Source organism: Paraburkholderia sediminicola (assembly GCF_046026895.1).
Lineage (GTDB): Bacteria > Pseudomonadota > Gammaproteobacteria > Burkholderiales > Burkholderiaceae > Paraburkholderia > Paraburkholderia sediminicola_C.
Window position 1 is genome coordinate 117,218 of sequence record NZ_JAQQEU010000005.1, and the last position, 21,803, is coordinate 139,020.

The following is a 21,803-nucleotide window of genomic DNA, read 5'->3' on the forward strand; positions in this document are numbered from 1 at the left end:
GCGATGCCGATTGCCCTTATCGATATCCTCGAAGGCCGTCGTCCCGAGCAGAAGCGCCGTCTGATCGAAAGTGTCTCGCAGGCGATGACGCAAAGCCCGGCGATGCCGGTCGGCGGCGTGCGCGTTCTGGTCGAAGAAGTGCCGCCCGATTGCTGGGGACGCGGCGGCAAGACCGTCGCGGACCGCGTCGGGGATGGCCTGGGCGTGACAGGCTATGCGATCGCAACCGACGCGCTGGTTCAGGTGACGCCAAACAAATGAGCGGGCGTATCGAATCGATACGCGTGATCCGGACCGCACGACGATAGGAGAGACGGGTGGAACGTCCACGATACTTCAGCCGCTTTTCTCTTCCCGCCGACAGCGCGCAAGCGGGCATTTTCCTCATGGTCCTCACGACTGCCGCTTTTGCGGGAAGTGACTCCATGACCAAGGTCATCGGCTCGACCGTGCCGCTACTTGCGCTGCTCTGGGTGAGATACGTGTTCCAGACAGTCGTGCTCGCGCTCTGGCTGGCGAAACGTGGAGTCCGCGATTTTCGCGGGGCGCGGCCCTTCAGGCTGCAATTGCTGCGGGCGCTCCTGCTGCTGCTCAATTCCGCGTCGACGTTTGCGGGGCTGCGCTATTTGCCGCTTCCCGTGACAACTTCGCTGGCCATGATGGCGCCGCTGATCACCACGGTGCTGGCCGCAACGCTCCTCGACGAGAGTGTGCCGCGAAGCAGATGGGCAATGGTCATTCTCGGCTTCATCGGCATGCTGATGGTCGTGCGGCCCGGCAGCGGCGATTTTTCGTGGCCGATATTCTTTCCGCTCGCCGCCGCGACAACCTTCGCGTGTTTTCAGGTTGTGTCCAGCAAGCTGTCGAAAAGCGGCGACGCGATGACCACCAACTTCTTGACCGCTGTCGTGGCGACGCTGGCGCTTTCCGCGCTGTTGTGGGCGGCTCAGGCCAGCCTGCTTCCCGAAATCAAGACCGTACGCTTTGGAAGCTGGCTGCTCGTCCTCATCATGGCGTCGCTCGCGACCACGGGCCATTCGCTGATGCTACAGGCGCTTCGACGCGCGCCGCTGGCGGTGCTCACGCCTTTCGGCTATGCGCAACTGGCGTTCGCCACGCTCTTCAGTTGGGCCTTCTTTGGTCAGGTTCCGAACCTGTGGATGGCGCTGGGCATGCTGGTGATTGCAGCGAGCGGAATCGGGACGGTGTTGCTGCACGCACGCGCTCGTGGGTCCTGATCCGTGCGGCCCATCCGTTGCTGCATGTAGCGATGCCAACGGATTTGGCGAGGTTGGCGGCTCGACGTTTCCCCAGCTTGGACCGCGCCGCAGGTCGGGATGACCTAAAAAAGTGTCGGAATACGTCGAATGTGATTAGGGTTTATACTAATACCCAAGGCGGCGAAGCAACCCGCCTCGCCTGCATATGTGGCGTTCGGAACATGTAGTTCTTCCGGACGACAGCGGGCAGGCCGCCATAGACAACTGGAACCCCATCATGAAATCGATTTTTTCCGCCGCAATCGTCGCTACCGTTCTTGCTCCCGTTGTATCCGGATGGCTCGCGCGCCTTCCGGACGCAATCCGCGACGCGTTGAAAACTCGCGCAGAGGTCAGCGCGATCATGGCCGAAGCCTATCGGCGCCAATACTGAAGCGGTGCCGACAGGCCGTTTATTATGACGAATAGTTGATCTGCAATACCGCACGCAATCCTTGCGGCGAAGCCGTGCCATATCCGAAAAACTAGACATAGGCGCAGACCATCTCGAACAGCATGCCGGTCGCGACCTGCACGGCGCAGCCCTTATCTCTCGCCGCCGGGTAGTGTGTCCGGAGCCGCTTGCCGAGTGCTCCCGAAGCGGCATCGCTGGTGTCGAAAGGGCGAGTTCTCCAACGCCCGCAGCTGTCAACGAAGCCGCCATGGCCGCTCGCACTCCGCCACTGCCGAGAACGAGCGCGGCAGCGCCTTTCAACTGGCAGCCTTTGCGCTCCAATCCGCGTACCAATCCCGTGCCGTCAAACTGGTCGTGTGGAGCAGGCCCGTCAGCGCGGGTATTCAGTCGCAGTCCAGACCTTCACGGACTGAATGTCGGCGATGGCCGCGCCTCTCGTGCACCCTGTGAGCGAAAACGCTATGGGCGCGGTGAGCGTGGCGGGGCCGGTGTTTCGTCTGACTGAAGCTCGCCCGCACGAGTGCGCGCCACTGCTACTGGAAGCCGTCGAAGAAATCAGTCATCTCATTCCGGGTGCGCCATGGCGGCGGCCCAGGCGTGCGCGCAATGCTCCGGCTTTTGCCGGGCGGCAAAACCGAAATGTCACGAGCTGGAGACTTTGACGAACAAGCGATTCAATCCGCTGTTCCTGGCGAAACAGCCCATGTTCAAAGGGCTATTCCGTAAAGAACGGTTGCGCAAACTAGGGCGGCCATCTCGACCCGTTGCCGCAACCGTGTAGCGCGAGCTTGCTTTAATCCGCGGAGATCACTGCTTGATGCCCTCAGCCTGAATATTCAGCGTGGTCAGCATGCTGAAGCCGTAGGCCTTGCCGAAGTCGATGCCGAAGTCGTCGCGATTGAACGTCGCGGTCGATTCCGTGCCGCACACTTCGCGCTTGAGCATCGGATGCGTGAAGCACTTGAACGATTCGATCTTCAGGTTGACCGGCTTGGTGATGCCGTGCATCGTCAGCGTGCCGATCACTTCCACCGGCTTGTCACCGTCGAAGCGGATCTGCGTGCCCTTGTAGGTGGCGCTCGGATAGTTCGCGGCGTTGAAGAACTTGTCGGTGACGAGTTCCGCGTCGAGCTTGTCGTTGCCGATATCCACCGCGTTCATGTCGATCGTCACATCGACCGTGCCGGTCTTCGCCGCGCGATCCAGCACCACGGTGCCGCTGCTCTTCCTGAACTTGCCGCGCCAGATCGAGAGGCCGCCGAAGTGGTCGGTTTCGAAGCTCGGGTACGTGTGGGTCGGATCGAGCTGATACGTATCGGCGGCCATCGCATTGAACGACAATGCAGCGGCGAGCGCGCCTGCTGCGAGCAAAAATGATTTCTTCAAGATGTTCTCCAGGTTTTCAGAAAAGTGCGGCGACGCTTCGTTGTTTTGCGTTACTTCTTCGAAGCGACGAGGTGAAATTTGATGACGACTTCGTCGGCGACGACCGACGTGTCTTTCCATTCGCCCGTGCCGACGTCGAACTGCGAGCGTTTGATCGGCAACGAGCCGTCGAAGGTTTGCGTGGCGCCCTGGCTCGCGATGACGACCGGCACCACGACAGTTTGCGACTTGCCCTTGATGGTCAGCTTGCCGGTGATCTTGTACTGGTTGCCGCCGGCCGATGCGATCGCGCTCGACACGAAGGTCGCGGCCGGCCAGGCCGCGCTGTCGAACCATTCCTTGCCTTGCGCCTGCTTGTTGTAGTCCTCGGCGCCGAGGTCGTAGCTGGCGGTGTCGATCGTCACGTTGGCGTTGCCGGCGGCCGGCTTGGCCGGATCGAAGTTCAGTTGCGCGGAGAACTTCCCGAACTTGCCGTCGACCGGCACGTTCATCTGCTTCGTCGTGGCGACGACGGTGCTTTTGCTCAGGTCGACGTCGGCGTGCGCGAGGCCGGCGCCGAACATGGAAAAAGCGGCGAGACCGGCGAGCGCCGCGCGACGCACCGATGGGAGAGCGGTTGATTTCATGGTGGTACGCATCCTATCGAAACCGCGTGCGTGAATTGCACGCTGTTGGGAATTAGATTGCCAACCAGTAGTGACCAATCGGCAGTGGTTGAGATGGTTACTTGAGGAACGGAATCATCCGCGCAAGCAATCCGTCGCGGTCGACGAACTGATGCTTGAGCGCCGCCAGCACATGCATGACGACGAGCGCCAGCAGCGCGTAGTCGAGCAGCACGTGGACCCTGCGCAGCGTGGCCTTGAGCGCCTGATCCGGGCCGATGAACGTGGGCAGCGGCACGACACCGAGGTACACCACCTGAATGCCGGCCGCCGAGCTATAGAAGTAGCCGGACAGCGGAATCGCGAGCATCAGCAGGTACAGCACGCCGTGCACCAGATGGGCCGCCGCCTTCTGCCACGCGGGCGTGGCGTCATCGAGCGGCGGCGCGCGATGCGTGGCGCGCCAGAGCATGCGGAGCACGGCGAGCGCGAACACGGTCACGCCGATCCACTTGTGCCACGAGAAGTACTTCAGCTTGGTGGGCGTGAAGCCGGGGATATCGGTCATGATCCAGCCGAGATAGAACCCGCCGATGATCAGCACGGCGATCAGCCAGTGCAGTGCAATGGCCGCGCCGTTGTAGCGTTCGGAACCGGAGGGACGTGATGGCATTCTCTTGTGCTCGCGATGGTGAGGGATCGAGTGAGAACGCAGATGGTAGGCAGGCCCACCAATCCTGAATAGCCGGATGCGAGAGAACAGATTGTTGTGACGGTGACACTAATCTGATTGAAATGCGCACGCTGTGGTAATTTTCCGGCTGACTCGCAACGAGACCACATCGGCAACCACGCAACTCATCTTCCAGGGCCTACGCTGTGAATTCTGTTTTCCTCTCCTGGGGCATCGCCGCGCTGGCCACGGCCGGCGTCATCACCCGGCCGTTCAAATGGCCCGAAGCCGTATGGGCCGTCGCGGGCGCGCTGCTGCTGGTATCGCTCGGACTATTGCCGGTGCATCTGGCGATCGAAGCAATCGGCAAGGGCACCGACGTCTACCTGTTCCTGTTCGGCATGATGCTGCTGTCGGAAGTGGGCCGGCGCGAAGGTCTGTTCGACTGGGTCGCCGTGCTCGCGGTCAATCACGCGCAAAGCTCGCCGCGCAAGCTCTTTGTGCTGGTGTACCTGGTCGGCGTGGTGATCACCGCGTTTCTGTCCAATGACGCGACCGCGGTCGTGCTCACGCCAGCCGTGTTCGCCGCCGCGAAGAAGGCGAAGACGCCGCCGCTGCCGTTGCTGTTCATCTGCGCTTTCGTCGCCAACGCGGCGAGTTTCGTACTGCCGATTTCGAATCCGGCCAACATCGTGCTGTACGGCAACCACACCCCCGCACTGGGCGCGTGGATGATGCGCTTCACGCTGCCGTCCGTGCTGTCGATTGCCGCAACTTACGTGATGTTGCGCTGGAGCCAGCGCGACGCGCTCGCGGGCGTCTGCGAAGCGAATCTCGAAGCGGTCGAATTGTCGTCGAGCGGACGGGTCGCGCTAGCGGGTATCGCGGTGACGGCGGGCGTCCTGCTGACGGTGTCCGCCTACGACATTGCGCTCGGCATGCCGACCGCGATACTCGGCACGCTGACCGCGCTGGTGGTGCTGATTCAGGAGCGCAAATCGCCGCTGCCGATGATCCGCGAAATCTCGTGGAGCGTGCTGCCGCTGGTGGCGGCGCTGTTCGTGCTGGTCGAGATGCTCGATCACACGGGGGTCATCACGGCGCTCGCCACCACGCTGCGGCGCGCGACCGAACACAACGAAATGGCCACGGCGGGATGGTGCGGCGCGCTCATCGCGTTCGGCAGCAATCTGATGAACAACTTGCCGGCCGGCCTGATCGCCAGTTCGACGGTGATCCAGGCGCAGAGTCCGGAGCGTGTGATCGACGCGCTGCTGATCGGCGTCGATCTCGGCCCGAACCTGTCGATCACCGGCTCGCTCGCGACCATTCTCTGGCTCAACGCAATTCGCCGCGAAGGCGAAGACGTGAGCTTCATGAAGTTCCTGAAGGTCGGCGTGCTCGTGATGGTGCCGGCCCTCGTGCTGGCGCTCGGCGCGCGGCTGCTGACCGGTTGAGCGGGCGATGTGCCGACGTGATGTGCCGCCCCGTCTGCAGACCCCGCGCGCATCCGCTCACGCGGCCACTCAGGGGCTATCGTTGATCTCCGGCGCGATCGCCGCATGATTGAGCAGCGCCACCAGCGTCATGCCGCCGATGATGTTGCCGGCAAGTGTCGGCACCAGGAAACGGAAGAAGTAGTCATGCAAGCTCGCGTCGCCGGCGAGATACGCGTAGGCCACTTCGGTCGATCCAGCGATGATGTGCGACAGATGGCTCACGGCCACCACATACGTGATCAGCAACACGGTCAGCAGACGCGCGGAGCGTGCACTCGGCAACAGCCACACCATCAGCGCGATCAGCCAGCCGGCGAAGATCGCGCGCACAAACGTGGGCAGTATGTTCTGCGGGCCGAGCGCGGCGCGCGACACCTCGCCGAGCGCGTCCTCGACGGCGGGTGCAAACACGTCGGGAATCCGTAGCATCGCGGCGAAGATCCAGGTGCTGATCAGGTTGAAGAGCAGCACGACGACCCACAGACGCAGCGCCTTGAGCAAGGTCGGCATATCGCGCCGCGTCAGTACCGGCAGCACGACGGTCAAGGTGCTCTCGGTGAACAGTTGCTGCCGGCCCATGATGACGAGCACGAAGCCCATCGAGTAGCCGAGGCTCGCCACCAGATAGCGCCAGGGCGCGTCCGGCAATCCGGCTTGCAGCACCGCTTGCGTGAGAAACGAGAAGCCCATCGACAACCCCGCCGCCAACGACGACCAGATCAACGCGCCGATGGTCCGCTCGAGTGCGGCTTCGCCTTCCGCACGAACGATTTCGTGCAGGACGAGCGCATGGGGCGCGGTGTGGTCGGCCGCCTGATCCTGTTCCTCCTCGTCCAGATGCGGCGAGTCCGCGCCTGCGTCCCGCGCGCGTGCACCCGGGGCGACGGTACGCGCCGCCGCCTGCTTTGGCTGCTTTTCCTTCACGGCCTGCGTCATGACCCGGTGACCGTCGAAGTGTGCGGCGGCTCGGCGCTCGCCGTTTCCTCCGACTCACGCAGCGAGCGCAACGTCGCTTCGAGCCGTGCGACGCGCGCGCGTTGCGCCGACATCATCGGCGCGCTGTGCAGCACGCGCAGACGCTGCTGCCAGTACGACAGGGGAAAGCGGTCACATGTGGAGATCAGCCCGAAGACAACTTCGAGGTGGGCGATTTCCTTATCTATGTCGTGGTAAGTCATCTGATGTTTCCGGGAAGCACGGGGAGTTCGGCACTCGCCAGTAGGCAGCAGCAAGCGCCGTTCCCAACGAATGCGGCACGCGCTGCCGCGACGTTCATCACGCCACGCAGCGGAGTGGCACGAGCCGCCCCACGGTCCTCTCCCACCGGTCTGCGGCAATTGTTCAGGACAACGGGAATTCGCGAGGCGTGCCGGCGCGAAGCATGTCCTATGCTGGGTCAACTGTCTCGTAGTCGACACATGGGCAACGCATGCGCCCGGTGCGCGGACTGCCGGCGCTGGTGAACTGCTCGCGAGCCGATGCGCGCGTTAGCGCGGCATCATCATGACCGGCTGCGCGTAGGTCACGGCAGGCGCGGGCACCGGCGCATAGTTGGTCGGCGGCGGCACGACGACGGTGGTGTAGAGCGCAGCGGGTTTGACCGGCGCAACCGTGACGGACGCGGTGACCGGCACCGCAACGGGAACGGCAACCGGCGGGGGCGCCGTCACGTACACCGGACTGACCGGCAAGGAGTAATAGACAGGCCGCGGCGGCGGCGCATAGACCACGGCGGCGGGCACGTACATGACGACCCTGGCGAAGGCGGTGGATGAGCAGGCGAGACCGATGGCGGTAAAGGTAGAAGCGCAGGCGAGACGAATGGTCACTGGGTACTCCTGAGACGTTGAGCGGCACATGTTCTGTTGAACGACGCGCCGGCGGTCCGGCTTCGCGTGGACGCTCAGCCGTTGCGGGATGCGCTCGTGGCGCGAGCGGCGCGAGCGGTACATCCGCTGTTTGCGATGCTGTGCTGCGCCGGCAGACCAAAGATACGCAACGCAGCGTTGAAACGACACGGCAAAGTCATTTCATTCGATGTCACGGCGAGGCTCGCGGGCCAGAGGGGTTGCGGCTGCGCGGGCGTGCGCCGATGTATGAAGCGCGTGCTGCGATCCGCAAGCCGGGCGCGCCGCGCCTGCTGCCGTTGTGCGCGCCAGGCCATGACACACGTCGACATGATTCTGAAATTGCCATCCGGCGTCGGATCCACAAGAATTCGGCCTGTCATCGAAGCGGATCGCGGCACGAGCAGGCGACGCTCGATGCATCAAGTGAAGATCAATCGAAGGAGTCGGTCATGAAGAAGTTGCTCGCCGCCATGCTGCTGTGCTGCGCATCCACCATCACGTTCGCCCAGAGCGCGGCGCCCCAGGGCGGGAATCCGCAAAGTATGGAACGGATGGCGCAGCAGTTGCAGATGCGCTTTTCGAACGCCAACACCACGCACGACGGCAAGCTCACGAAGCAGCAGGCCGAGGCGGGCATGCCGATGGTGGCCCAACATTTCGACGAAATCGATTCGCAGAAGGCGGGCTACATCACGCTGCCGCAGATCGCGGCATTCATGCAGGAACGCGGGGCAGCGCACTGAGCCGCGCGGGCATCGGCGAGATCGTAGGGGCGTGGCGCGGCCGGCCGGACGCTTTGCGCCGAATCCCGCGACGCCCGGCGCCGCAAAGCGGTGCTGGCTGCCTGCCGTTCAAGCGTGTCCTTGGCCGGTGACCTGCTGTGTTCCGCTCGCTCATGTCTGGTTCCGCGTCATCCTGCGTCGTGCCGCGAGCCATTCCCTCCAACCCGTTGCCGTACCTTGACGCCCCACCAAACGCGCGATGAAACCTGCCGCGTCCCGCCGCCTGCGCCTTGTCAGCGCATCGCTCATCGTGTCGTTCGGCGCGGCGTTGAGCGGTTGCGTGACAGTCGGCCCGGATTTCAGGCAGCCCGACGTGACGCTCGAAGACCGCTGGCTCGAGAGTTTGCCGGACAGCGCGCAGTCCGCTCCCGCCGCACAAGCGGCCTGGTGGAGCGCGTTCGACGACCCGGTGCTCACCGCGCTCGAACAGCGTGCGTATGAACGGAACCTGACGCTGCAGGTAGCCGGCTTGAACATCTTCAAGGCGCGCGCGCAACTCTCCATCAGCGAGCAGAATCTGCTGCCGCAGTCGGGCACCGTGTCGGTGGGCGTGAGCCATGTCGACACGAGCGGCGTCGGCCCGATTCCGCCCGCGCATCTGTGGGCCGAGCATCTGCATGTGAACGCCGGCTGGGAGCTCGACTTCTGGGGCAAATATCGCCGGCAGATCGAATCGGATCGCGCGCAATTGCGCGTGTCGGAAGCTGCGTATGACAACGCGCTGGTGTCGTTGTTCGCGGATGTCGCCAACGCCTATATCGATCTGCGCGCGCTGGAACAACGCATCACGGTCGCGCAGCAAAACCTGAAGGCGGTGCAGCAGAGTCTCGCGCTGACCCAGCTGCGCTACAAGCGCGGTTCGGTGAGCCAGCTCGATGTCGAGCAGGCCGCCACGCTGGTGGCCGAAACCGAGGCGCAGATTCCGCCGCTCATCAAGGCTCGCGCGCAGGACCGCGACACGCTGGCGTGCTGCTGATCGCGCTGTCGGCGAAGAACGCGATCCTGATCGTCGAGTTCGCGCGGCATCTGCGCGCGCAGGGCGTGGGCGTCGCCGAGGCAGCGGTGGAGGCTGCGCGGCTGCGGTTCCGCCCGATCATGATCACCTCGTTCGCCTTCATTCTCGGCGTGGTGCCGCTCGTGATCGCGACCGGTGCCAGCGCGAGCCCGCGCCGCTCGCTCGGGATTGCGGTATTTTCGGGGATGCTCGCTTCCACCTGCATTGCCGTACTGTTCATTCCGTCGTTCTATGTGCTGTTGCAGCGTCTTTCCGAGCGGCATGCGGCGCACAAGGCGTTACCCGAGGCGTCACCCGACGCTTGAACCGAGGAGCTTTCGCATGGATCGCCCCGCCAAGATCATCGTGCTCGACGACGAAGTCGAGTTGCGCAACATGCTGCAACGGTTTCTGCGCGGCCACGGCTTCGACGTGCGCATCGCCGAGGACAGCCGGCGTCTGGACCGTTACCTGGAGCGCGAGCCGTTCGATCTGCTGGTGCTCGACCTGATGATCGGCGCGGAGGACGGCCTGCAGATCTGCGCGCGCCTGCGCGAGCAGGGCCAGACCTTGCCGATCCTGATGCTGACCGCGAAGGGCGATCCGCTCGACCGCGTGGTCGGCCTCGAAACCGGCGCCGACGACTACCTCGCCAAACCGTTCCTGCCGCGCGAACTGGTGGCGCGCATCAACGCGCTGCTGCGCCGGCAGAAGATCGCGTCGGGCGATGTCACCGTGACTTCGCAAAGCGTGCGCTTCGGCGACTTCACGCTCGACGTCGGCAAGCAGGAGCTGTCGCGCGCGGGCGTGCCGCTCGAGATTCACTCGGCACAGATGCTGCTGCTGGTCGCGCTGGCTTCGTCGCCGAACCGGCCGGTGAGCCGCGACAACCTGCTGGCGCGCGCACGTGGGCGCGAGCACGACGCGCTCGATCGCAGCATCGACGTGCAGGTGCTGCGGCTGCGGCAGATCGTCGAGGACGATCCGTCCAAGCCGCGTTTCATCAAGACCGTGTGGGGCGTCGGCTACATGCTGGCCGCGGACGTCGAGTGATGGCGCGCCCGCTGCTGCGCGGGGCGCTGCCGCGCACGCTGCTCGCGCGCAATATCGCGCTTCTGATCGCGCTCGTGATGTTGAGCCAGGTGTGCTCGCTCGCCGTGTTGCTGCATTACGTGCAACGGCCTCGCGTCGACCGCGCGGCGGCCGTGTTCGCCACTTACGTCACCACGCTCGACAACCTGCTGGCCGCGACGCCGCCCGGCGCGCGCAGCGCGTTGACCGCGCGTCTCGACGCGCGCGCGCAATTGCCGCCCGAGGCCACCGAGAAGCCTCCGCCGAGTCTCGCGCACGCATACCGCCACTATCAGCGCGACCTGTTTCTCGACAGCCTGCGCGCGCATCTGCCCGCCGACATGCCGGCGCGCTGGCAAACCGAAGGCGGGGAGCGCCTGTGGATTCGCCTGCACGGGCCGGCGGACGCACCGCAGGCACCGTACTGGATTGCCTTGCCGATCCCCGAGGACGCGCAGGGCAACGGACTCGAAGTGGCGATTTTTCTGTCACTCGGTCTGGGCGCGCTGGCCGCACTGGCGGGCTACGCGATCCAGCTTCACCTGAACGAGCCGCTTGAGCAGTTGACGCGGGCGGCGCGCCGCGTAAGCGCCGGCGAAGCGCCCGCGCCGCTGCCCACCGACGGCCCCACCGAAATCGCGGCGGTGAGCCGTGCTTTCAATCAGATGACGCACGCGTTGCAGGAAGCCGAGGCGACCCGCGCGTTGATGCTGGCGGGCATTTCGCACGACATCCGCACGCCGCTCACCAAGCTGCGCCTGTCGATGGCGATGGCGATGCCGCACGGCAGCGACAGCAGTTTCGTGATTGCCGCGGAGTCGTATCTGGACCAGATCGAGACGATCTTGCAGCAGTTCATGGACTACGCGGGCAGCGGCGAGCGCGAGGCGCCGCAGCCCGGCGATCTGAATGCGCTGATCGAACGGCTCGCGGGCGACTTCGCGGGACTCGGGCACGAGTTCGAATTGTCGCTCGCGCCGCTGCCGGGGCTCGCGTACCGGCCGATCAGCATGATGCGGCTGTTGATGAACCTGATGCAGAACGCGATCGTGTACTGCGGCAGCGGTCTCGCCGTGCGCACCTGGGCCACCGCCGGCACGGTGACGGTCGCGGTCGGCGATCGCGGCAAGGGGCTGTCGGCGCAGGAACTGGAGCAACTGAAAGCGCCGTTCCAGCGCGGCCGCAATGCACGCGCGCATAGCGGCGGCACGGGGTTGGGGTTGTCGATCGTCGAGCGGATTGCGCGGCTGCATGGCGGCAGCCTGCAGTTTCATCCGCGCGAGGGCGGCGGCCTGGAAGTATGGGTGGTGTTGCCGGTGGCGGCTGGCTAACCGGCCGCGCGGACCCGGCCCATTGCCGTAGGCGTGGCGCTCACTCGCGGTCCAGCCACGCGTCCAGTCCGACGCGGAACGCCACGCCCGCGATCACCGGCACGGTCAGCATCAGGATGATGCCGAAGTTGGGAATCTCGTCGCCATACATGACCGTGCTGTAAAGCACGACGCTCGCCACGATCGCGAACACCACCGCGCCAACGGCGACCATCAGCAGATTGCGCACGGTGATGGACAGCGTCTTGCGCTTGACCTCATCCGGCGCGGCGCTGGTGGCGGGGGCTTCGTCGTGTTGGGCAGGCATGATGGTTCTCGTGGCTGAATGATGCGTGAGGAGCGACGGTATGTGCTGCTCCGATGAGGGCGCGCGCCAGGCATCATACCGGCACGCGCTGCGGCCGCGCGGATCACGCCGCGCCGACCAGCCGTCCCGCCGCGACGATCGCCAGCGCGGGCGCGGGGATCGCGCTGAAGCGGTAATCGCGACGATGCAGGAACACGCCTAGCATCAATATAAGCCGCATTGCGGGCAGCAGGATGAAAAGCAGCGATTGCTGCCGTCACGATCGACATGGCGGCCGCTGCAACATGGGCTGCGCGGCGCGGATCCGGCGCGAACAGCGAGCCCAGCGCAAGCGCGAGGCCGATCCCGAACGTGCCGCTGGCAATCCCTATGCCATGGTGCAACCGGTTGGCGAGCCACCGTTCGAGCCGCGCGCCAGCCACGTTTGCAGCACGAACGAAACACAATTCTGCAAACCCTTAATTTTCCCCGCGAGTTGCCGAATACAGGATGACGCGGTCTTTGGGGCGTGGCTTCCCGCTGCGGCAGAACCCACGTGATGACCGCGTCGGATGCAACGCGGCATCGCAACGGGGAATCGGCATTGGAACCGCGCGCGGTTATATGAAGCAGATTTTCGCCAAGACCGATACCCACAGACAGGCCGAACTCGTCGCACTGCTGTTGCGAAGCTGCGTGCAAATCACCTGGTAACGGCGTGCTGGCGTCCAGTCCCGGCGGCGAGTGCCGCGATGGGTCGCGCGCTGCTTGCCGCCTGGCGGCTAATGCAGCGAACTCACCCGCAAGAACGCGAACACCAGCGACACCACCACCACGATCACACCCGTCGCAACAGCCAGGCGGTTGGCGAACAATCGGCGCATCGCAACTCTCCTAGACGAAGCTGTAGCGTTCGGAATGGTAACGGGCGAGCGGCACCTTCATCTCGCCCAGCGCGGTTTCGATCGCGTCCATCATCACGTCGGGTCCGCAGATGAAGTACTCGTGCGCGGGGTACTCGGGCGGCAGATGACGCCTGAACACCTCGGCGGTGATGCGCCCGCTTTCGCCGGTCCAGCCTTCAGGCGGCTGCGAGAGCACATACACGACTTTCAGATCGAGCCGCATTTTCAGCGTCTCCAGCTCTTCGCGGAAGGTCAGCGAGTCCCACGTCTTGCTGCCGTACAGCAGCACGGGCGGGCGTGCGTCGCCGCGATCGGCGAGCGAGCGGATCATGCTCATCATCGGCGTGATGCCGATGCCGCCCGCGATCAGCACATGCATGTCGGTCGGATTGCCGATCGTGAACGCCCCATACGGCCCGTCCAGATAGACCCGCTGCCCGGCCGCCACCGTTTTGACCGCGCTGGTGAAATCGCCGAGCTCGCGGATCGTCATCTCGACGCGGCCGCCCGCGGCCTCGGCGCTCGATGAAAAGGAAAACGGGTGCCCGGTTATGCGGAACGGGCTGGCCCACAACGTGAGCCAACCGAACTGGCCGGGCTTGAAGCGGAAGCCCGCGTGGCCTTCGGGCCGCATCACGAGGGTGGTCGTATCGCCGCGTTCCGTGCGCACCTCGGTCACTCGATAAGGACGCCTCAGCATGAAAATCGGCTTGAACAGGCGCACATAGAACAGCAAGCCGATCCAGAAGATCGTCATGCCGATCCACAGCGTGCGCTTGAGCGGATCGACCAAATAAAAGCCCCAGCCGACCATGTGCAGCATGCCGGCCGCGATCGCCACCAGCGCGAGCACGATATGCGACAAATGCCACAGCTCGTAACGGATTTTCAACTGCTGGCGCCACAACGCCATGACCACCAGCAGGATCAGCGAGCCGATCGACAGCACCGCGAAGCGCGCCCCCCATGGAATATCCCACACCGAATCGGGCAGCGCGAGCGACGGCGAGCCGATCGCGATCAGAATCAGCGGATGCGCGACGACGAGGCCGACCGCCATCAGCGAGATGCGCCGGTGAAAGTGATAGATGACGTCTTCGCCCCACGGCTCGGTCACGTGACGAAAACGCGCGGTGAGGCCGAATTGCAGCCCCATCATCGCGAGGCCGCTATAGCCGAGCGCCACTGAGAACTCGGTGCCGAAATTGCGCGCGGGCGGCAGGTTGCCCGCGAGCAGCGCGAACAGCGGCGCGAGAATGAACAGCAGATAGATGGCGGACCAGACGGCCTTGCGCACGAGATCGCGATACTGCATGACATCCCTCTCTGTATCAGCAGCGAAGCGGTTTGAGCGGACCGTGGCGCCGGCCGTCGCCGCAGCCGCGTCGAGCGGCGAGCGTCAGATGCACGTGGTCAGCAGAAGCGCGGGCCCGAACGTGATGGCAGTCGCGGCCAGCGCCGCGATCAGGGTCCAGATGACGACGGTATGCATGAATGCGCTGATGCGCTCGGGACCGGGGTCGCGAATCGCGGCCGCACGATAGCGCCACAGCCAGCCGATCGCGACCAGATGCACGAGCAGCACGACCGCGAGGCTCAAGCGCAGCGGGCCGGTGGACCAGCCGAACGCACAGCCGACCGCGTGCAGCGCATACAGGATCACCAGCGCGACGCACCAGATCTTGAAGCCCACGGCGAGCCACCATAAGCGCCGGGGCGCAAGGGTGCGTCCGTTCATGGCCTGGCTCCCAGCATCGCCACCAGCGCGGGCAACGCGAGCACGAGGCCCAGCGCGATGATGCCCGTCGCCAGCGTGTAGTCGATCCATAAGCGCGTGAGGCGCAGGTCCGTGAGCCGTCGCGGCGAAACGAAGCCGGCCCCGATGCGCAGCACATTGCTGATCAGAAACAGCAGCCCGATGCCGGCATGAATGCCGACATACGTGAGCAGCGCGGCGGCCGTCGCGCCGAGCGCGTGCTCGCGCGGATGCGGCGTGACACCGGAGATCAGCATGACATCGGCGGCGATCGCGATGACCAGCACCAGCACGGCCACGCCAATCCAGCGATGCGGGTGGCGGTCCGCGGCGGCGGCGCGCAGCGAGCCGCGCGCGGCCGCCGCCGCGACCGCCAGCGCGACCACCGTGACAAGCGCGAGCAGGCGGCTCGGCGCGGGCGTCACGGCGGCCGGCCAGTTCGGCGCGGCGATCCACAGATAGAAGGTGCCGAACACCAGCGACGTGAACAGCGTGCCGTTCGCGACCAGCGTGCAGATCAGCGCGAGCCACGCCGGCGCGCCGGCCACTTCGGTATGCGGCGGCACGCTGACGCCTCGTCCCACCGGCAGCGGTCCGTAGTCGCGCGCATGACCGGCGCTCTGGCCGGCGTAGATGAACAGGCCGAAGGTCACGAACGCGAGCGCGAGCGACACCAGATAGAACTTGAACAGCATCGCCAGCACCGCCGCGCAGGTCACGAGCGCGGTGACGAGGGGCAAATAGGTCGCGCGCGGCAGCACGATCAGCTGCTCGGGCTCGCCCGAGGTCATGTGCACGCCGAGCGTCTCCTGCCAGCCATTGCGTGTGAAGCCGAGATAGCCGTCGCCGCGCGCCAGCCGCGCCGCGAGCTTGCCGGGCGCGACGCCTTCCGTTTCGTCACCGATTCGCGGGATCGATGCGAACGCATAGGGCGCGGGCGGAATCGGCATCGCCCATTCGAGCGTGGTCGAATCCCACGGGTTGCGCCGCACGCGCCGCCCATAGCGCAGTTGCACGACGATGTCGATCGCCACCAGCGCAAAGCCGATCGTCATCACGAAGCCGCCCACCGACGACAGCAGATTGAGCCAGTTCCAGCCCTCGTCGCCGCGATAGGTGAAGATGCGCCGCGGCATGCCGAGCAGGCCGGTCAGATGCATCATGAAGAACGTCATGTTGAAGCCGATGAAGACCAGCCAGAAGGCAGGCAGCGACAGCTTGTACACGGCGGTGCGGCCGGTCAGCAAGGGCAGCCAGTAGTAGAACGCGGCGAGCATCGGAAAGGCGAGCGCGCCGGCCACCACATAGTGCATGTGCGCGACGACGAAATAGGTGTCGTGCGCCTGCCAGTCGAACGGCACCATCGCGAGCATCACGCCGGTCAGCCCGCCCGCCGTGAACACGAAGAAGAAGCCGAACACGTACAGCATCGGCACGTCCCAGCGCGGCCGGCCATGCGACAGCGTGGCGAGCCACGCGAAGAACTGGATCGCGGTCGGCACCGCGACGATCGCCGAGCCCGCCGAGAAGAACGCGAGCGCCAGATGCGGAATGCCCACCGTGAACATGTGGTGCACCCAGATGCCGAAGCTCAGGAACGCCAGCGCGATGATCGCGACGACGATGGCCCGGTAGCCGACCAGCGGCCGTCGCGCGAACACCGGGATGATGGTCGACAGCACGCCCGCCATCGGCAGGAAGATGATGTAGACATCCGGGTGGCCGAACAGCCAGAACAGATGCTGCCACAGCAGCGGATCGCCGCCGCGCCGCGGATCGAAGAACGGCAGGCCGAACGCGCGCTCGACTTCGAGCAGGATCGAGCCGAGGATCAGCGGCGGAAACGCCACGATCATCATCATCGCGGTGACGAGGATGTACCACGCGAAGATCGGCATGCGGTCGAGCGACATGCCGGGCGCGCGCATCTTCAGGATCGACACGACGATTTCCATTGCCAGCGACAGCGCCGAAATCTCGACGAAAGTGATGCCGAGCAGCCACACGTCGGCGTTGATGCCCGGCGTGTAGACGTTCGAGCTGAGCGGCGTGTACATGAACCAGCCGCCGTCGGGCGCGGCGCGCAGGATCAGCGAGACCGTCAGGATCGTGCCGCCCAGCAGGTAGCACCAGTAGCCGTACGCGGTGAGGCGCGGAAACGCGAAGTCGCGCGTGCCGAGTATCTTCGGCGTGAGGTAGACCGCGAAGCTCTCCACCATCGGAATCGCGAACAGGAACAGCATCATCGAGCCGTGCATCGTGAAGACCTGGTTGTAGGTCTCCGCGTCCATGAAGGCCGCGCGCGGCGTCGCGAGCTGTACGCGCGTGAGCATGCCGAGCACGCCCGCGATCGCGAAGAACAGGAACGACGTGATCATCATGCGCATGCCGAGGACCGTATGGTTCACGGCGGCAAGCCGTTGCACGCCCGGTCCGGTGGCCCAGATCGCGGCGAGCTGGCGGTGCAGCCGCAACGCGTTGGTGCCCTGTGACGGCGGCTCGACGGGCACACTCATTTTTTCTCCTCCACGCTGGCGGCCGCCTGCTTGACGGCGGCGGCAAAGTCTTCCGGACGATCGACGATCACCGTGAAGTGCATCCCTGCATGACCCAGCCCGCAAAACTGGTTGCATTGCCCTTCGTAGCGGCCGGGTTGATCGGCTTGCACGCGCAGACGGGTGGCGTGTCCGGGGACCGCGTCGATTTTGCCGGCGAAGCGCGGAATCCAGAACGAGTGCACGACGTCCTCGCTGGTGACGACGATATCGACCGGCGTGCCCGCGGGCAGATGCAACACGTCCAGGGTTTGCAGGCCGCCTTGGTCCGGATAGCGGAAGATCCAGCGCCATTGCTGGGCAACCGCGTCGATGCGCGCGGGTGCATGGCCCGGCAGCGGCAACAGCCGTTCGCCGGCAAGGAGCGCATAGCAGATCAGCGGGATCAGGATCACGGCGGGCAGCACGAGGCCGCCCAGCACGATCCAGCGCGCGGGCGACACGCGCGAGCCCCAGCCCGGCTGCCGCATCACCAGCGCGAACAGCGCGAGCACCAGCGCGAACAGCACGGCGGAGCCGGCCAGCATCACCCACCACAGCCCCGCGATCGACGCCGCGGCGGGTCCGGACGGCGCCAGCGTCGACAGCGGCCCGGCGCAGCCGGCGAGCGCCGCGAGCAATCCGGCTTGGACCGGTAGACGCCAGCGGCTATGATGGTTCGCAGGCTCACCCATCCGACGTAAGGGGTACGAACCATGGCAAGGAAAAACGAGTCCGCATCTCATCCGAAAAGCGAAGTGCTGCTGGAGTTGCTGCGGCTCGACGCGGGTTCGGCCGTGGCCTTCGTCGGCCATCCGATCCACGTGATGATGGTGCACTTCCCGATTGCGTTCGTCGTCGCCACGCTCGGCGTGGACGTCATCTACTGGTGGTCGGGCGATCCGTTCTGGATCAGGGCGGGCCTCTGGGCGGCCGGCTTCGCGTTCTGGAGCGGGGTGGGCGCGAGCCTCGTCGGCACCGCCGAACTGCTGCTCGTGCGCGGCATCCGCCTCAGGGAAGCGAGCTGGTCCCACGCGGTGGCCGCGATGACGCTCGTCGCGATCGCCGGCGCCAACTGGGGCGTGCGTCTCTTCTATCCTGAGCAGATCCTGCCGCATGGGCTCGCGCTGTCGGCGCTCGCGTCGGTGATGACGGGCTTCGCCGGTTGGCATGGAGGCAAGCTCGTGTTCGATCATGGTGTCGGCATTCTGGTGTCGCCGAAGGAGTGATGCAGCCATCGGGCGAGTCCGCCGGGCTCGAACAGATGCGGGGCGAACAGGGTTGAATCGACGTGCGGCTTCGCGAGCACGACCCAGATGATCGCGACGATCACCAGCACATAGGCGCTCGTCAACGCGAGCGACGACAGCCGGCTGAAGTGTCCATCGGGCATGAACAGTTGCAGCATCACGAGGCCCGCCACCACGTGCAGCATCGCCATGATGCCGACCAGCACCATTTTCAAGGAGAACCATTCGACGAAGGTGGCTTGCAGGAAGATCAGCGCGGTGCCGCTCGCAATCGCGACGAACGCGGCGGGCGAAGTCAGCTCCACATAAACCAGTCGCGTGATGCGGTGCAGCCGGTCTAGTTCGGAGCCGGGCGCGAGCCCGAGGCGCTGCCGGAACAGAAAGGGCAGCACGATCAGGCCGCCCGACCAGATGGCGATCGCGGCGAGATGGATGAACTTCAGCAGGGTCGTCACAGGGCGGGCTCGCTGGCGCGCAGGCTGGACCAGGCGATCCAGAGGCCCGCTGCGAGATAAGGGATCATCGCCAGCACCCACATCAGCAGCCCGGCCAGTTGCTGGTCGGCGAGCGGGGTGAGCCCCCACGCGGCGGTGCTGGCGAAATGCACGACATACAGCGGCGCGGGCGCGAAGCAAGCCTCGACGGACGCGATGCCGTCCGGCATCCGCTACCGGCGTAAGATGGCCGGATCACGTGGCGGAGGGCCCGTCATGTTCCACGATCCTATTCAGATCCCCGCGTTTATCGAATTGACGCTGCTGGCGATCGTGCTGATTGTCGTCAGCATCGCGCGTGCGCGGCAGAAGCGGCAGCGGCAACGCAACGCCGGCGGCACTGGCACGCGGGGCTCGGGAAGCTAGAGCGAGGCTTGCCGCCCGGAGCGAAAGAGCGGCGGCTCAGCGGGTTTGTCGTGGGCAGATCAGGGCGATCCGCTTTGCGTTGAAGCGGTCAGCGCCGAAGTCCTCGCTTCTCTGCGGCACGCGCCTCGGCAGATAACCACGGCTTTTCAGCCGCGCCCGACCCCTCACGCGCCGGCCGCTGTTTCCGTTTCCCCGACATCGGGTTGCGCACACGCCCGCAGGCTCTCCACCGCGAGCGCAACGGCGGCGCGGTTGAGGCTGTCGGCACGCCAGTACATCGCCACTGAGCCGAAACCGGACAGTTGCATCGGCAGAATCCGCAGCGTGTTCAATTGCACGAAGCGGCGTGCGGCCCGGTGCGACGCCACGCCGACGAGATCGGTGTGGTTGAGCAGCGTGATGTTGAGGATCGATGAGTTCGATTCGATACAGCGGCCCGGCAGCGTTTGTCCCGCCGCGGCGAGCGCCGACTCCAGCGCGTTCCTCACCGGCGTGCCGTTCGGCCACACGATCCATTGATAGGCCAGCAGGTCGTCCCAGTCGAGCGAGTCCTTGCCGCTCAACGGGTGCTGCGGCCGTGACACGAAGTGGATCGGCTCCTCGTAAAGCTTCTCGCACTGGATCTGCGGGTCCGTATTCTCCGGCGACGAGCGGCCGACCACGATGTCCAGCTCGCCTCTGGCCAACTGCGGGAGCAGCTGATTCATCGTGCTTTCGACCAGCCGGACTTGCGCACGGGGCAATTGGTCGAGCAGACGCGCCACCGCGAGCGGAACCGTGTCCGCACTCGACACGCCGGAGGTGCCGATCGACACCAGTCCGCTGCCGCCGTCGCGCAGCGCCTGCATGTCGTCGCGGGCGCTGTCGAGATGCGCCTCGATGCGCCGCGCGTGCTCCAGCAGCGATTCCCCGTGGGGAGTGGGCCGCAATCCGCGCGCATGCCGCTCGAACAGCGCGAGTCCGATATCCGCTTCCAGTTCCTTGAGCCACTTCGAGAGCGCGGGCTGCGTCGTATTCAGCGCGGCCGCCGACTGGCTGAGATTGCCGGTCTCCGCGAGGCTCAACAGCACCTGCAGATGCCTCAGGCGCAGCCGGTAAGTCCAGTCCATTGGGAGGCCTCACTGAGCTATATCCAAAACTATATGGATAAGAGGAATTCGTTATTTTACAGGATATAGCTAGGAGGCATATAAATCATGCATAACACGCATCGCACCGGACCGGTGTTGCGCCCAATGCCGTCAGACCCAGGAGACATCATGTCAGCCAACGATCAGCGCGAGCAACGCGCGGCCTACTACGAACAGATCGCCCGCCAGCGGATGACGCCGCTTTGGGAATCCCTTCACAGCCTCGTGCCGCGCGAGCCGCAGCCGCGTGCCCGGCCCGCGATCTGGAAATATGCGCAGGTGCGCGACCTGGTGATGCAGGCCGGCTCGGTCATCAGCGCCGAGGAAGCGGTGCGGCGGGTGCTGGTGCTCGAAAATCCGGGCTTGCCCGGCAAGTCGAGCATGACGCCGAGCCTCTATGCCGGGCTTCAGCTGATCCTGCCCGGCGAGATCGCGCCGAGCCACCGCCATACGCAGTCCGCGCTGCGGTTCATCGTCGAGGGCAAGGGCGCGTGGACCGCGGTCGACGGCGAACGCACGACCATGCATCCAGGCGACTTCATCATCACGCCGTCGTGGACGTGGCACGACCACGGCAACCCTGCGGTCGAAGAGGGCGGCGAGCCGGTGGTCTGGCTCGATGGCCTGGATATTCCGCTCGTCGCGAGTCTCGACGCCGGTTTCGCGGAAAACTATCCGCACGCGACGCAGCCTGTCACGCGGCCCGAAGGCGACAGTTTCGCGCGCTTCGGCCACAACATGGCGCCGGTGCGCCACGTCGCGTCGAACCCGACTTCGCCGATCTTCAGTTATCCATATGAACGCAGCCGCGAAGCGCTCGACACGCTGTATCGCAACGGCGAGCCCGACGCGTGGGACGGCGTGAAGCTGCGTTACGTGAACCCGACCACCGGCGGCTGGCCGATGCCGACCATGGCGACCTTCATGCAGCTGCTGCCGGCCGGCTTCGAGGGCCGCACGTATCGCAGCACCGACGCCACGGTGTACTGCGTCGTGGAAGGACAGGGCACGGCGCGCATCGGTGAAAGCGAATTTTCCTTCGAGCCGCACGACGTATTCGTCGCGCCTTCGTGGGTGCCGGTGCAGTTGTCCGCTGCCAGCGAAAGCGTGCTGTTCAGCTATTCGGACCGGCCGGTGCTGGCCGCGCTGAACCTGCTGCGCGAAGAGCGCGGCTAGGCGACGCAACCACGACGCACGCGCGACGCGCACCCACCACC

The 21,803-nt window shown here is 65.4% G+C and carries 26 protein-coding genes and 1 pseudogene; 13 read left to right on the plus strand and 14 right to left on the minus strand.

The features are described 5' to 3' along the window. Positions 1–3 precede the first annotated feature (3 nt). From PQR02_RS05610 to PQR02_RS05620, 3 genes are all read left to right on the plus strand, one after another. Complete coding sequence (locus PQR02_RS05610) at positions 4–261, plus strand: 2-hydroxymuconate tautomerase family protein (protein ID WP_408226675.1); 258 nt, start codon at positions 4–6, stop codon at positions 259–261. A 56-nt stretch (positions 262–317) separates the two neighbouring features. Beyond that, positions 318–1,238 (plus strand): DMT family transporter, encoded by a 921-nt coding sequence (locus PQR02_RS05615; RefSeq protein ID WP_408226678.1) that lies wholly within the window; start codon positions 318–320, stop codon positions 1,236–1,238. A gap of 187 nt (positions 1,239–1,425) precedes the next feature. Further along, positions 1,426–1,653, plus strand: coding sequence for a hypothetical protein (locus PQR02_RS05620; protein WP_408226681.1), 228 nt, complete (start codon positions 1,426–1,428; stop codon positions 1,651–1,653). An 828-nt stretch (positions 1,654–2,481) separates the two neighbouring features. Here PQR02_RS05620 and PQR02_RS05625 read toward each other — a convergent pair. The 3 genes from PQR02_RS05625 to PQR02_RS05635 form a co-directional block, all read right to left on the minus strand. Further along, entirely contained in the window at positions 2,482–3,060 is a 579-nt protein-coding gene (locus tag PQR02_RS05625) for a YceI family protein (RefSeq protein ID WP_408226684.1), read from the minus strand. 50 nt (positions 3,061–3,110) lie between these two features. After that, complete coding sequence (locus PQR02_RS05630; RefSeq protein ID WP_408226687.1) at positions 3,111–3,698, minus strand: YceI family protein; 588 nt, start codon at positions 3,696–3,698, stop codon at positions 3,111–3,113. 85 nt (positions 3,699–3,783) lie between these two features. After that, on the minus strand, positions 3,784–4,338 hold the full coding sequence (locus tag PQR02_RS05635) for a cytochrome b (protein ID WP_408226690.1): 555 nt from the start codon (positions 4,336–4,338) through the stop codon (positions 3,784–3,786). A gap of 206 nt (positions 4,339–4,544) precedes the next feature. On the opposite strand from PQR02_RS05635, the gene PQR02_RS05640 reads away from it, so the two are divergent. After that, positions 4,545–5,795: an arsenic transporter gene (locus PQR02_RS05640; RefSeq protein WP_408226693.1), complete on the plus strand. Its 1,251-nt coding sequence runs from the start codon at positions 4,545–4,547 to the stop codon at positions 5,793–5,795. 69 nt (positions 5,796–5,864) lie between these two features. Here PQR02_RS05640 and PQR02_RS05645 read toward each other — a convergent pair whose 3' ends face one another. From PQR02_RS05645 to PQR02_RS05655, 3 genes are all read right to left on the minus strand, one after another. Then, the gene (locus tag PQR02_RS05645) at positions 5,865–6,773 is read right to left on the minus strand and encodes a formate/nitrite transporter family protein (RefSeq protein ID WP_408226696.1); all 909 of its coding nucleotides are present in this window, start codon (positions 6,771–6,773) and stop codon (positions 5,865–5,867) included. Then, positions 6,770–7,015, minus strand: a complete 246-nt coding sequence (locus PQR02_RS05650) for a hypothetical protein (protein WP_408226699.1) — start codon at positions 7,013–7,015, stop codon at positions 6,770–6,772. Before PQR02_RS05650 ends, PQR02_RS05645 begins: the two co-directional genes overlap by 4 nt. Before the next feature lie 309 nt (positions 7,016–7,324). Then, positions 7,325–7,666: a hypothetical protein gene (locus PQR02_RS05655; RefSeq protein ID WP_408226702.1), complete on the minus strand. Its 342-nt coding sequence runs from the start codon at positions 7,664–7,666 to the stop codon at positions 7,325–7,327. Between the two features lie 470 nt (positions 7,667–8,136). Here PQR02_RS05655 and PQR02_RS05660 point away from each other — a divergent pair, with 470 nt between their 5' ends. The 5 genes and pseudogenes from PQR02_RS05660 (at position 8,137) to PQR02_RS05680 (ending at position 11,865) form a co-directional block, all read left to right on the plus strand. Beyond that, positions 8,137–8,430: an EF-hand domain-containing protein gene (locus PQR02_RS05660; RefSeq protein WP_408226705.1), complete on the plus strand. Its 294-nt coding sequence runs from the start codon at positions 8,137–8,139 to the stop codon at positions 8,428–8,430. Positions 8,431–8,668: 238 nt separating this feature from the next. Further along, the gene (locus PQR02_RS05665) at positions 8,669–9,445 is read left to right on the plus strand and encodes a TolC family protein (protein WP_408226708.1); all 777 of its coding nucleotides are present in this window, start codon (positions 8,669–8,671) and stop codon (positions 9,443–9,445) included. Further along, positions 9,436–9,789: pseudogene (locus PQR02_RS05670) on the plus strand (efflux RND transporter permease subunit); the annotation flags it as partial. The gene PQR02_RS05665 and the pseudogene PQR02_RS05670, both read left to right, overlap by 10 nt. A gap of 16 nt (positions 9,790–9,805) precedes the next feature. Continuing rightward, a complete protein-coding gene (locus PQR02_RS05675) occupies positions 9,806–10,516 on the plus strand; it encodes a response regulator (protein ID WP_408226712.1) in 711 nt (236 codons plus the stop codon). Continuing rightward, complete coding sequence (locus tag PQR02_RS05680; protein WP_408226715.1) at positions 10,516–11,865, plus strand: ATP-binding protein; 1,350 nt, start codon at positions 10,516–10,518, stop codon at positions 11,863–11,865. The genes PQR02_RS05675 and PQR02_RS05680 overlap by 1 nt, the downstream gene beginning before the upstream one ends. 40 nt (positions 11,866–11,905) lie before the next feature. Here PQR02_RS05680 and PQR02_RS05685 read toward each other — a convergent pair whose 3' ends face one another. Next, entirely contained in the window at positions 11,906–12,172 is a 267-nt protein-coding gene (locus PQR02_RS05685) for a hypothetical protein (protein ID WP_408226718.1), read from the minus strand. A gap of 233 nt (positions 12,173–12,405) precedes the next feature. Between PQR02_RS05685 and PQR02_RS05690 the strand changes: the two genes are divergently transcribed. Then, a complete protein-coding gene (locus tag PQR02_RS05690; protein ID WP_408226721.1) occupies positions 12,406–12,711 on the plus strand; it encodes a hypothetical protein in 306 nt (101 codons plus the stop codon). A gap of 334 nt (positions 12,712–13,045) precedes the next feature. On the opposite strand, the gene PQR02_RS05695 is transcribed toward PQR02_RS05690, so the two are convergent. From PQR02_RS05695 to coxB, 4 genes are all read right to left on the minus strand, one after another. Further along, complete coding sequence (locus PQR02_RS05695; RefSeq protein ID WP_408226724.1) at positions 13,046–14,371, minus strand: ferredoxin reductase family protein; 1,326 nt, start codon at positions 14,369–14,371, stop codon at positions 13,046–13,048. An 84-nt stretch (positions 14,372–14,455) separates the two neighbouring features. After that, on the minus strand, positions 14,456–14,794 hold the full coding sequence (locus tag PQR02_RS05700; protein WP_408226727.1) for a hypothetical protein: 339 nt from the start codon (positions 14,792–14,794) through the stop codon (positions 14,456–14,458). Next, positions 14,791–17,328 carry a cytochrome c oxidase subunit I gene (gene ctaD / locus PQR02_RS05705; protein ID WP_408226730.1) on the minus strand — a complete coding sequence of 846 codons (2,538 nt, stop codon included), beginning with the start codon at positions 17,326–17,328 and terminating at the stop codon, positions 14,791–14,793. Before ctaD ends, PQR02_RS05700 begins: the two co-directional genes overlap by 4 nt. Further along, positions 17,325–18,041, minus strand: coding sequence for a cytochrome c oxidase subunit II (gene coxB / locus PQR02_RS05710; protein ID WP_408226733.1), 717 nt, complete (start codon positions 18,039–18,041; stop codon positions 17,325–17,327). The genes ctaD and coxB overlap by 4 nt, the downstream gene beginning before the upstream one ends. A 21-nt stretch (positions 18,042–18,062) precedes the next feature. Between coxB and PQR02_RS05715 the strand changes: the two genes are divergently transcribed. Next, positions 18,063–18,575: a DUF2231 domain-containing protein gene (locus PQR02_RS05715; RefSeq protein ID WP_408226736.1), complete on the plus strand. Its 513-nt coding sequence runs from the start codon at positions 18,063–18,065 to the stop codon at positions 18,573–18,575. Here the strand turns inward: PQR02_RS05715 and PQR02_RS05720 are convergent. Beyond that, entirely contained in the window at positions 18,539–19,051 is a 513-nt protein-coding gene (locus PQR02_RS05720; protein ID WP_408226739.1) for a CopD family protein, read from the minus strand. The two genes, PQR02_RS05715 and PQR02_RS05720, sit on opposite strands and share 37 nt — an antisense overlap. Beyond that, a complete protein-coding gene (locus tag PQR02_RS05725) occupies positions 19,048–19,260 on the minus strand; it encodes a cytochrome c oxidase assembly protein (protein WP_408226742.1) in 213 nt (70 codons plus the stop codon). Before PQR02_RS05725 ends, PQR02_RS05720 begins: the two co-directional genes overlap by 4 nt. 46 nt (positions 19,261–19,306) lie before the next feature. Here PQR02_RS05725 and PQR02_RS05730 point away from each other — a divergent pair, with 46 nt between their 5' ends. Next, on the plus strand, positions 19,307–19,456 hold the full coding sequence (locus PQR02_RS05730) for a hypothetical protein (RefSeq protein ID WP_408226745.1): 150 nt from the start codon (positions 19,307–19,309) through the stop codon (positions 19,454–19,456). Positions 19,457–19,620: 164 nt separating this feature from the next. Here the strand turns inward: PQR02_RS05730 and PQR02_RS05735 are convergent, their stop codons facing one another. Then, entirely contained in the window at positions 19,621–20,565 is a 945-nt protein-coding gene (locus PQR02_RS05735) for a LysR substrate-binding domain-containing protein (RefSeq protein ID WP_408226747.1), read from the minus strand. A gap of 150 nt (positions 20,566–20,715) precedes the next feature. Between PQR02_RS05735 and gtdA the strand changes: the two genes are divergently transcribed. Then, positions 20,716–21,762, plus strand: a complete 1,047-nt coding sequence (gtdA, locus tag PQR02_RS05740) for a gentisate 1,2-dioxygenase (RefSeq protein ID WP_408226750.1) — start codon at positions 20,716–20,718, stop codon at positions 21,760–21,762. The last annotated feature ends 41 nt before the right edge of the window (positions 21,763–21,803 follow it).

Coding starts and splice junctions, on each gene's coding strand:
- PQR02_RS05650 (WP_408226699.1), bottom strand. CDS start 7,015: ATGACTTACCACGACATAGATAAGGAAATCGCCCACCTCGAAGTTGTC.
- PQR02_RS05695 (WP_408226724.1), bottom strand. CDS start 14,371: ATGCAGTATCGCGATCTCGTGCGCAAGGCCGTCTGGTCCGCCATCTAT.
- PQR02_RS05665 (WP_408226708.1), top strand. CDS start 8,669: ATGAAACCTGCCGCGTCCCGCCGCCTGCGCCTTGTCAGCGCATCGCTC.
- PQR02_RS05685 (WP_408226718.1), bottom strand. CDS start 12,172: ATGCCTGCCCAACACGACGAAGCCCCCGCCACCAGCGCCGCGCCGGAT.
- PQR02_RS05730 (WP_408226745.1), top strand. CDS start 19,307: ATGTTCCACGATCCTATTCAGATCCCCGCGTTTATCGAATTGACGCTG.
- PQR02_RS05620 (WP_408226681.1), top strand. CDS start 1,426: ATGTGGCGTTCGGAACATGTAGTTCTTCCGGACGACAGCGGGCAGGCC.
- PQR02_RS05675 (WP_408226712.1), top strand. CDS start 9,806: ATGGATCGCCCCGCCAAGATCATCGTGCTCGACGACGAAGTCGAGTTG.
- PQR02_RS05660 (WP_408226705.1), top strand. CDS start 8,137: ATGAAGAAGTTGCTCGCCGCCATGCTGCTGTGCTGCGCATCCACCATC.
- PQR02_RS05680 (WP_408226715.1), top strand. CDS start 10,516: ATGGCGCGCCCGCTGCTGCGCGGGGCGCTGCCGCGCACGCTGCTCGCG.
- coxB (WP_408226733.1), bottom strand. CDS start 18,041: ATGGGTGAGCCTGCGAACCATCATAGCCGCTGGCGTCTACCGGTCCAA.
- PQR02_RS05630 (WP_408226687.1), bottom strand. CDS start 3,698: ATGCGTACCACCATGAAATCAACCGCTCTCCCATCGGTGCGTCGCGCG.
- PQR02_RS05700 (WP_408226727.1), bottom strand. CDS start 14,794: ATGAACGGACGCACCCTTGCGCCCCGGCGCTTATGGTGGCTCGCCGTG.
- PQR02_RS05725 (WP_408226742.1), bottom strand. CDS start 19,260: ATGCCGGACGGCATCGCGTCCGTCGAGGCTTGCTTCGCGCCCGCGCCG.
- PQR02_RS05610 (WP_408226675.1), top strand. CDS start 4: ATGCCGATTGCCCTTATCGATATCCTCGAAGGCCGTCGTCCCGAGCAG.
- ctaD (WP_408226730.1), bottom strand. CDS start 17,328: ATGAGTGTGCCCGTCGAGCCGCCGTCACAGGGCACCAACGCGTTGCGG.
- PQR02_RS05735 (WP_408226747.1), bottom strand. CDS start 20,565: ATGGACTGGACTTACCGGCTGCGCCTGAGGCATCTGCAGGTGCTGTTG.
- PQR02_RS05635 (WP_408226690.1), bottom strand. CDS start 4,338: ATGCCATCACGTCCCTCCGGTTCCGAACGCTACAACGGCGCGGCCATT.
- gtdA (WP_408226750.1), top strand. CDS start 20,716: ATGTCAGCCAACGATCAGCGCGAGCAACGCGCGGCCTACTACGAACAG.
- PQR02_RS05715 (WP_408226736.1), top strand. CDS start 18,063: ATGGCAAGGAAAAACGAGTCCGCATCTCATCCGAAAAGCGAAGTGCTG.
- PQR02_RS05645 (WP_408226696.1), bottom strand. CDS start 6,773: ATGACGCAGGCCGTGAAGGAAAAGCAGCCAAAGCAGGCGGCGGCGCGT.
- PQR02_RS05690 (WP_408226721.1), top strand. CDS start 12,406: ATGAAAAGCAGCGATTGCTGCCGTCACGATCGACATGGCGGCCGCTGC.